Here is a 7968-nt window from a genome sequence, read left to right on the forward strand (position 1 = left end):
ATGCACCACCCCCAGCGGGGCAATGGCATGCCCCGTGGTGGGAAGAGAATCGACGCGTGGCTGAGGGTGGTTGAAGGTGCTGGCCTGGGCGGCCCGCAGGTGAACCGTGCTCAGTCTTCGGACGGAAGCACGATGACGGTTGCGCAGCGCTGCGAATCGGTGACGATGCGAATGGCGAGCCCCGGATGGATCACGTAGTGCGATTCCAGCGACGCGCCCGATTGAAGCGCGCTGCTGTTCGTCTGCCATTGCTGGATGTTGACGTCGCCCCAGTCGCCACGGGTGTGGCGCCTGAAGTACGGGATCGGGTCCAGGCGACCCGCGCGGACCAGGCGGTCTACACCTCTGCTGAAGATGAGCGCCCCGATGGGGAACGCCAGCCGCTGGCAGTAGGTTTCGATGCGATGCGATGCCATGGGCTCCTCCTTGATGAGTCATTGAGCCACGACACCCCTGCCGGAGTGAAGTGGCTCCGTCAGGTGGATGAGGATGACGATGTGGGGCCTCAGATCAGGTCCCGCTCTTCGGGAAGCTGGACCACCGTGGTCTGGTGGTCCTCGCTGGTCTTGACGATCAGCGCCAGGTCCGGCGTGATCCTGAACTGCGAGATCATTAGGTTGTCCTGTTGGATCGCCACGTCGTTGGCTTGGCGTGTGGCCTCATCGATCTCGCCCCAGTCCCCGCGCACATGGCGCTGGACATAGGCCAAGGGGTCGATCAGGCCTCGCCGGGCCAGCCAATGCACCTTCTCGCTCAACTTCAACGTACTCGGTGCGAACAACGGTTGCTTGTGCGGCGCAGGCCGCTTGAACGGATTGGGGATCATGGTGTTTCTCCTTCGAGTTGGTACAGCAGGACGGCAGCGCGTCCGGTGGATCAGCGAATGGTCAACACCTCGCCCCGTGTCGCGGAGCCAGGTGTCATGTCCCACGCGCGGATGACGGGAACGAACTTGTCGGTGAGGATGCGGGTCTCGGCGATGGAGCCGTCTTCGCGTTCGGTGAACTCCCGCTGGAGCGTCTTGTCCTTGTGGGTGTCACCTTTGACGACGAGCACGCGCCCGGTCTTGGAGCGCACAACCCCCGAGATCGCACCCGCGGCCAGAGCCAGGGCGAGATGCCAGCGGGACAAGGCCCGCGCCGGTGGACGCAGCGATTGCTGCGCAGCCCCCAGGTGCGTGTCCTGCGATGGCCACAAGCCTTGCAGCCTGCCAACCTCATCGGCGAACTGCTCGGGCTCCATCGTCACGCGGAAGAAATGCTCTGGCTCGGCCGGGCTGGCGGGGACGATGTACGGCAGGAACGGCCACTCGCTCGGCAGTTCCTCGGCTTCGACTTCGCCTTGCCCTACCTGCAACAGCAGATTGCGCACGGCCTTGACGCCATCGGGCACCTGCTCGCGCTGGCGCACCCGGCGTCCGAAGATCACCACCTGCTTGAACTGCGTCTCCACCGCTCGGTAGATGCGCAGGTCCGTGTAGTGGCGCGTCAGCCAGCCGACCAACTCCGCGTCGAGCACGTAGCCGGGGACGATGAAAACCAGCACGCCGCCGTATTGCAGCAGCGAGAGCGTGCGCTGGTAGAACAGCTTTTCAAGGCGGGCACGGCCCTGGCCCTGATAGCCGATGTTGCCGTTGACGTCCTTGGACAGGTCCCCATACGGCGGGTTGAGCCAGAGCAGCCCGAAGGACTGCTTGGAGACCATCGTGTCCATCAGGTCCGCGTGCAGGCAGTGATCGACCAGGCCGCGGGCATGGCGCGCCCGCTCCGCGTCGAACTCGACGGCGAACGCCTTTGCCTGCTCGCGCCCGAGGGCATGGGCGGCTTCGGCGATCGCCACGCCTTCGCCGGCGCAGGGATCGAGGATGCACATCGGCCCGTCGCTGGGCATCAGTGCGTTGAGCGCTCTTTCGAGCGTGGGTTCGTCGGTCGGGAAATATCCGTTCTTGACGAAATTGCGGGCGAGCCGCGGGAACATGAGGGCCATGGAAGTCTCCTGGTTGGCGGGGATGAAACACGGAAGTACGCCAAGGCGTGCCTCCGAGGGTGGGTCAAGCCGCTACCGCTTCCGGCGTCCAAATCTTGGCCGGATACGGATAGGCGGTGAGCGCGTCGCTGCGGATCAGGGAGCCGAGCGCCAGGGTCAGCGCCGGCACGTCGATGGCGAGCCGATGGCCTTCCAGCGGCCCGAGGGCGAACGGAAGGCGGGCCAGCATCTCGCGGGTTTGCAGCAGTTCCAGCACGGTCTCGCGCCAGTGATCGAGCAGCGGCAACGGGCAGGTGTCCCGCACCAGCATCCACAGGCGGTCAAGCCTGTGGGCGCTGTCGCGTGGCAGCAGTGCCAATGCGCTGGCGTTGGCCTTGTCGGGCTTGACGCAGCGCCGGTCGAACAGCCACACGTTGGACAGCGAGCCGAACAGCGTCCGCCGGTACGCGCGCGTGATGCGCTTTTCCAGGCGATCGACGTTGCCGATGAATACCGGGACGCTGCCGCCCTGGTCGGTGATGACGTGGAACTGGTCCAGTCCCTGCTCGTCGCGCCCGAGGGTCAGGCGAGCGAGGAACTGCTGGACGGCGGTGTCCCGCGCCCAGATGGACAGGAAGATCAGGTTGCCCTGGTCATCGCCGACGCAGGCGTCGGCCATCACGTCCGGGCATTCGTCGATGCGGTACAGCGTGGAAGAAGTGTTTGCGGGCATGGTGGTGTCCTCGGATGAACGGGAACAGCACCGCCCGCTGGGGCAAGTACTGCCCCAGGGGGTGGAAGAAAACCGCTCAGTCCGGCTCGAACTGCCGGGTGTGCGGGTTGAAGTGAAGCGGCTCGTCCGCCGAAGTGATCGGCGTGAAGCCTTCCAGGTAGATGTTGTTGAGGTACTGGTCGCGGTAGGTCAGTGCCTGCCGTGCCTGGTCCTCGGTGAGGCCGTTGTCGATGAAGTACGCCAGCATTTCCTCGTCGGAGGACACTTCGTCGTTGGACAAACTCCCTTCAACGAGTGCCAGCAACGAGGGCGGAAGCGTTGCCAGGATCGGGTCCATGTCGGTTCCTCCTGGCTCAGGCCATCGACGCCGCGGCGGATGCCGCGGATGCCGTGGGTGTGCGCCGCCGGGCGTGGTAGGCGCGAACGCCTGCACGCCAGTCGGCGGACTGCTCCGGTGCGAGGTCCAGATAGGACAGCGGGCACGTGTAGTAGTACGGGTGCATGGACTCGTCCAAGGACTTGTAGCCCCACTGGCCGCCGCTTCGTTCAAGCAGATCGCAGCGGATGTAGCGCAGGGACTGGCCCGGTGCGAGATCACGATGCACGCCTTCGACCTTGGCGGTCACTTCGGCGACGGACCACAGCACGTTGCCGCGCAGGGTGTGAGCGATGACCTTGACGCTGGCGCGCTCGGTCTCTTGCGGTGCGATCAGTTCCGCGATCAGTTCGGACCGCGATTGGTTTGAGAAATACCAGCCCATGAGAGGCCTCCTCGAAAAGTTGAGCTGAAGGCCTCCCCGTGGGGAAGAACCCCCAGCGGGTGATGGAATGCCGCATCTGCGGCGAAGGAACCTATGCGTCGCCCTCAATCCCAGTCGTCATCGTCTCGATCACAACCGGCCGGGCAGTAGCCGAACTCGATCCCGTGCGAGCAATAGCCATGCTCCGCATTCCAGTCCTGGGTTTCCTGCCGTTCGGCAGGTGTTGCGTAGTCCCATTCCTGGGCCGCGATTTCGAGAGCCTGAGCACGTTGCTCATCCGGCAAACGATTGGCCTGTGCGTCGATCGCCGAACTGAAGAGCGTCACGTAGTGGTCGTAGGACAAGCCGCAACCGCGCTGGGCGTGTGCGGCGGCCGCTTTGCAAAGGTCCCGCCACGCGGGTTCATCCAGCGTTGAACGCGGGGTATCGCAAGCGATGGTGGACATGATGGAGACCTCCAGAAAATGGCCAGGGCCTCCCCCGCATGGGAAAGGAACCCCGGCGGGTGGATGAAGAACACCGCGCATGCGGCGTCTGCGATCACGCAGGTTTTGGTTCGGCCTGGCGGCTCCACTCCTGCGTCTTGAAGTCCAGCGCGTAGCCCAGCTCGCCCAGGCGGGCGATCTGCGCGCGCAGGGTGCGGCGGTCGATGGTCGAATCCAGTTTCACGGACTCGCCCAGCGGCCACAGCAGGCCGAAGAGCGCGGCGTCACCGTCTTCGGTGCTGCCGGGGGCAGCGGCCGTAGCAGGCGGTGGCGCATCCACGCCGAAGGGCGTGGTATCGACCAGCGGGTCCGCGGACGCCTGCACGGGTGCGGGCTTGGCGGGCCTGGACGCTTTGGTGGGCTTGGCCGGCGTTGCCGCAGGCTGCGCCCCTTGCTCTTCATCGAGCGGATCGACGTCCTGGGTGGCGAAGCTGCGGGCTTCGTCGCGGCTGAGTTTGTCGATGCCGTTGAGCGTCATGCCGTCGAGGCTGGCACGGATCTCGAACCGCATGCCGCCGCCGACCGGATAGGACTTCGGGAAGATGTACCTGATGATGAATTCCCCGTCGTACTTGCCTTCGGGGTGCTGCTCCAGCTCCGGGTCTTTGACCTCGAAAGTACCGAGGTGCGTCGCGAGGCGGCCAACCGTGAACGGGCCGTTCTTGCCGCGGATGGTACGCAGCGTGAGCTGGCCGGGGACGACGATGGGCGCAACAGATTTCTCGGAAGCCGATGGGGTTGCCATGATGGTTCTCCTGATGATGAATGACGGGCCGCCGACGGCACCCGGTGGATGAGAGGAAATGGCCTCGCCCGAGGTGGGCGAGGTCCGCGTGGCATCACGCCTTGAGCTGGCGCATGCCTTCGGCCAGCAGCCACAACGCCCGGTTCAGGCGCAGGTTCTGGTCGATGCCTTGCACCGGACGGGTGCGCTGATTGCGGCCGTTGGCCGTGCGTCCGTTCAGGCCCCCTTTGACTAGGTTCTCCTGGACGCGGTTGAAGACGGCCCACAGGTCGTTCTTGCGGTCGTCCCATCGCCGAGGGGCCAGCAGTTGGCTCTCGGTGACAGGCGTGGACTTGGCCGGATCGTCGTACTTGAGTGCGAGCGCAGAGTTCGCAAAGACCTCCGCTTCGCCCTCATCGAGGGTGATGGTGCGCATCGCATCGCGCGCGTTATGCACGCGCTCGAAACCTTCGAGGACTCCGTAGGCACCTTCGATCACCTGGCTGGCCACGTCGCCCTTGTGGGGAACGCGGATGTCTGCGGTGGTGTCACCGCAAACCAGGCCGTTGTGGCAGACGAACCGGAACATGCCGGCGAGCATCTGATAGCTGCTCGTGCCGTCATGGCTGTTGAGCAGGATGATCTCGTTCGCCTCGTCGCCGTTGATCTGGCTTGCATGGCGAAGTCGGATGAGGTGCTTCGTGTACTCGCGCCGGTCTTCGTTGCGCACGCGCGTCTGACACACCATGAAGGGCTCGAAGCCCTCCTGGCGCAGCTTGGTCAGCACGGTCGAGGTCGGTATGTAGGCATACCGATCGGACCGGCTCCCATGTGGAGCGTCGGCGAAGATCGACGGAACGACGGCACGAATGCGGTCGTCCGAGAGTGGGCGATCAGAGCGCAGGATCGGGGATTGCGGAGCAAAGCGGGATACCAGAGACATGGCTGATCTCCTTTGAGAAATTCGACAACCGCGTGGCCGTGAGACCACGCGGAACTCGGGGGATGAAATGCGCAAGCACGCGTCCTGGGGACGCGGCGTACGTGGGGAGGAAAAGCGACAAGGCCCCGTGAGAGGCCGTGCCGGATCAGAACGAAGCAGCCAATGCCGGCTCCTGCTCCTGGACTTGCGCCTCGGGCTCGCGCTCGGCGGGCTCGGTGGCCGTGTCGATGGCATCGTCGGCTTCGGACGCGGATGCGTCTTCGGCCGGCGGCGCCTCGGCTTGCGCCTGGCTCGTCGGATAGACCTGGGTGCCGTCGATCTTGATGAGACCGATGTGGACCAGCGTCGATTCCAGGCTGGCGGCCGGTTCCCCGGCGTGCTCACCCTTGGTGCGGATGTACGGATCGATCTTCATGTCGTTCAGACGGAAGGCGATCAGCACCTTGCGGTCACCCTCGACGGCCTGAACGCACCGGCGAACCAGGTGCTCGGCTTCCGGGGTGGCGACGATGGTGTCGAAGTACCGATACTCCGGTTCATCGACAGGCCCGGCCAGTGCCGCGACGGTGCAAGAGAGGAACGAGTCGCCAGCTTTTGGGGTGACGTCCTTCACACGATTGAGATAGCCGATGCCGCGGGTGATCAACTCGTGCTGCTCGATCGAAGCCAGTTCGGCCCGGTCGATCAGTTCGGCCTTGAGCAGTCGCGCCTTCAGAGACGCGGCGGCCTGGCCCTTGTGCTCACCCTTGTCGCGGATGTACGCATCGCCCCACAGGTCACCGAGGCGAAAGCGCACCAGCGGGCGCTGCTTGGGATCGTCAACGCCGATGTAGCGCTGAACGAGCTTCTTGGCCTCGGCACCCGAGACCTTGACGTCGAAGTAGCGGTAGCTGGGGTCCCGGGCGGGGCCGACCAGCGCGGCGATGGTGCATGCCAGGAAAGGCTGCGCACGGCGGCCGCCCCGGACGGGCACTTCACGGACACGCTGGATGTAGCCGATGCCCGAGGTGTGGAGGTCGAAATACGATTTCTCGTTGGACGTGGTGTTCATGGTGAATCTCCATTGGGATGAAGCGGAGACACACCGGCCCACGCATGCGGGGAAGGTGCGTGACCCCGCGGTGGGTTGATAAGGCGAAAGCATCCGCCACCAGAGGCTGGTGGCCGCTCGCGGAAGGATGCGGTGCGAGCTGGCTCGGTCACGCAGTGGGAACTGCGCCGCAACCTCGAAGACCGATGGTTGCCTGGCATGTCGCTGACGACGTCAGCAGGCATGGGGCCAGCATGGCGGGGCCTCGCGCGCGCGGCAGCAATCAATCGGCACCCGGGCGCTTCCCTTTGTCCGCGCCACCCGGCGCCTGTCACAGGCACTTGGCGCCGCGCAGGTGCTCGGGGGTATCGGCGCGCGGACGGCCGGGACGGCTCCAGGCGCCGCCACCGCGCGCGCCGATCAGCCGCCAGCCGGCGGCGCGCAGGCTGGCGCCACCTTCGTCGGGCATGGTGTAGGTGAGCAGGCGTATGTAGCCCAGCGCCCTTGCCGCCTGCCAGGCCGCGCCGTAGAGCTTGCTGCAGGCGCTGGGTGTGCCGTCGGTGCACAGCCGCGTGACTTCCAGCGTCCAGGTGCCGCGCGACCGGGCGGCCGACAATGGCCACGCCGTGGATCAGGTCGCTGTCGCTCAGCGTGACGGCCAGGGCGAACTTCGCGCCCTGGACCGGGCGGTGGTGGCGATGGTGCGACAGAACGAATGCATTGGCCGTGCGCAGCGACACCGGTAGGAGGTGCAGCCTCGGCGAGGTCGATGGCGTGTTCATGCGGTTGTCTCCGGTGGCATGCCGGCGTTGTGGCCGGCGGGGCGTGCCTCGGCGGCTGGAGACAAACGCGCACGCGCGGCGATGGCGGCGGTGCGAACAAAAGAAGGCCCCCGATGCGGGGGCTGCGAGGCGGTTGCCGCGTCAGGCGGGAGGCACCACTGCTAAGGACAGGTGCGTGGCGGTGGCGGAAAGCACGAGATCGTCCGCCGAGTGCTGGAGGCGCGTGAACAGGCCGTCCTTCGGGTCGAAATACTCCGCGAAGTCATCGCCGCCCAGCTCGCGGCCGGCGAGGTGCCACCAGTCATCGAACGGGTCGGTGTCCGGGTTGCATCCGACGGCGTAGGCGAGCAGTGCCTGGCGCCCATCCGGGCGACGCTCCCCACGCTCGGCGAGGAAGTACACGCCCTGATCCTTGACCAGGACAATGCGGCACTGATTGGGGACGTCTCAGAAAACGGAAAAAATCGTACGCTAAGCCGGTTGCAGCGGTCGTAGCGGCCTGAACTTGCCCGCGCCGATCTTGGCGCTGCTGCGCCAGAGGTAAT

At 65.7% G+C, this 7968-nt stretch carries 11 protein-coding genes and 1 pseudogene; all 12 read right to left on the minus strand.

Annotated elements, in window-relative coordinates; all coding sequences use genetic code 11:
- Positions 1-110: 110 nt before the first annotated feature.
- A complete protein-coding gene (locus IV112_RS16420; RefSeq protein ID WP_003116817.1) occupies positions 111-416 on the minus strand; it encodes a hypothetical protein in 306 nt (101 codons plus the stop codon).
- Between the two features lie 89 nt (positions 417-505).
- Entirely contained in the window at positions 506-826 is a 321-nt protein-coding gene (locus IV112_RS16425; RefSeq protein WP_003116818.1) for a hypothetical protein, read from the minus strand.
- 50 nt (positions 827-876) lie between these two features.
- Positions 877-2010 (minus strand): DUF6094 domain-containing protein, encoded by a 1134-nt coding sequence (locus IV112_RS16430; RefSeq protein WP_223224654.1) that lies wholly within the window; start codon positions 2008-2010, stop codon positions 877-879.
- A gap of 40 nt (positions 2011-2050) precedes the next feature.
- The gene (locus IV112_RS16435; RefSeq protein WP_003116820.1) at positions 2051-2698 is read right to left on the minus strand and encodes a hypothetical protein; all 648 of its coding nucleotides are present in this window, start codon (positions 2696-2698) and stop codon (positions 2051-2053) included.
- 76 nt (positions 2699-2774) lie between these two features.
- Positions 2775-3035 (minus strand): hypothetical protein, encoded by a 261-nt coding sequence (locus IV112_RS16440; RefSeq protein ID WP_003090124.1) that lies wholly within the window; start codon positions 3033-3035, stop codon positions 2775-2777.
- A gap of 16 nt (positions 3036-3051) precedes the next feature.
- Positions 3052-3459 (minus strand): hypothetical protein, encoded by a 408-nt coding sequence (locus IV112_RS16445; RefSeq protein WP_003116821.1) that lies wholly within the window; start codon positions 3457-3459, stop codon positions 3052-3054.
- Between the two features lie 104 nt (positions 3460-3563).
- Positions 3564-3905: a hypothetical protein gene (locus IV112_RS16450; RefSeq protein WP_003116822.1), complete on the minus strand. Its 342-nt coding sequence runs from the start codon at positions 3903-3905 to the stop codon at positions 3564-3566.
- Positions 3906-3999: 94 nt separating this feature from the next.
- The gene (locus IV112_RS16455; RefSeq protein ID WP_304005198.1) at positions 4000-4689 is read right to left on the minus strand and encodes a DUF3275 family protein; all 690 of its coding nucleotides are present in this window, start codon (positions 4687-4689) and stop codon (positions 4000-4002) included.
- A gap of 94 nt (positions 4690-4783) precedes the next feature.
- The gene (locus IV112_RS16460; RefSeq protein WP_003116824.1) at positions 4784-5611 is read right to left on the minus strand and encodes a DUF932 domain-containing protein; all 828 of its coding nucleotides are present in this window, start codon (positions 5609-5611) and stop codon (positions 4784-4786) included.
- 145 nt (positions 5612-5756) lie between these two features.
- On the minus strand, positions 5757-6662 hold the full coding sequence (locus IV112_RS16465; protein WP_304005201.1) for a DUF3577 domain-containing protein: 906 nt from the start codon (positions 6660-6662) through the stop codon (positions 5757-5759).
- 310 nt (positions 6663-6972) lie between these two features.
- Positions 6973-7423, minus strand: a pseudogene (locus tag IV112_RS21520) (XF1762 family protein).
- Between the two features lie 141 nt (positions 7424-7564).
- Positions 7565-7849 (minus strand): DUF3085 domain-containing protein, encoded by a 285-nt coding sequence (locus IV112_RS16475; protein ID WP_031629745.1) that lies wholly within the window; start codon positions 7847-7849, stop codon positions 7565-7567.
- Between the last annotated feature and the right edge of the window lie 119 nt (positions 7850-7968).

It is taken from the genome of Methyloversatilis discipulorum (genome assembly GCF_018780585.1).
GTDB lineage: Bacteria > Pseudomonadota > Gammaproteobacteria > Burkholderiales > Rhodocyclaceae > Methyloversatilis > Methyloversatilis discipulorum_B.

Coding starts and splice junctions, on each gene's coding strand:
- IV112_RS16445 (WP_003116821.1), bottom strand. CDS start 3,459: ATGGGCTGGTATTTCTCAAACCAATCGCGGTCCGAACTGATCGCGGAA.
- IV112_RS16465 (WP_304005201.1), bottom strand. CDS start 6,662: ATGAACACCACGTCCAACGAGAAATCGTATTTCGACCTCCACACCTCG.
- IV112_RS16425 (WP_003116818.1), bottom strand. CDS start 826: ATGATCCCCAATCCGTTCAAGCGGCCTGCGCCGCACAAGCAACCGTTG.
- IV112_RS16450 (WP_003116822.1), bottom strand. CDS start 3,905: ATGTCCACCATCGCTTGCGATACCCCGCGTTCAACGCTGGATGAACCC.
- IV112_RS16460 (WP_003116824.1), bottom strand. CDS start 5,611: ATGTCTCTGGTATCCCGCTTTGCTCCGCAATCCCCGATCCTGCGCTCT.
- IV112_RS16435 (WP_003116820.1), bottom strand. CDS start 2,698: ATGCCCGCAAACACTTCTTCCACGCTGTACCGCATCGACGAATGCCCG.
- IV112_RS16455 (WP_304005198.1), bottom strand. CDS start 4,689: ATGGCAACCCCATCGGCTTCCGAGAAATCTGTTGCGCCCATCGTCGTC.
- IV112_RS16440 (WP_003090124.1), bottom strand. CDS start 3,035: ATGGACCCGATCCTGGCAACGCTTCCGCCCTCGTTGCTGGCACTCGTT.
- IV112_RS16420 (WP_003116817.1), bottom strand. CDS start 416: ATGGCATCGCATCGCATCGAAACCTACTGCCAGCGGCTGGCGTTCCCC.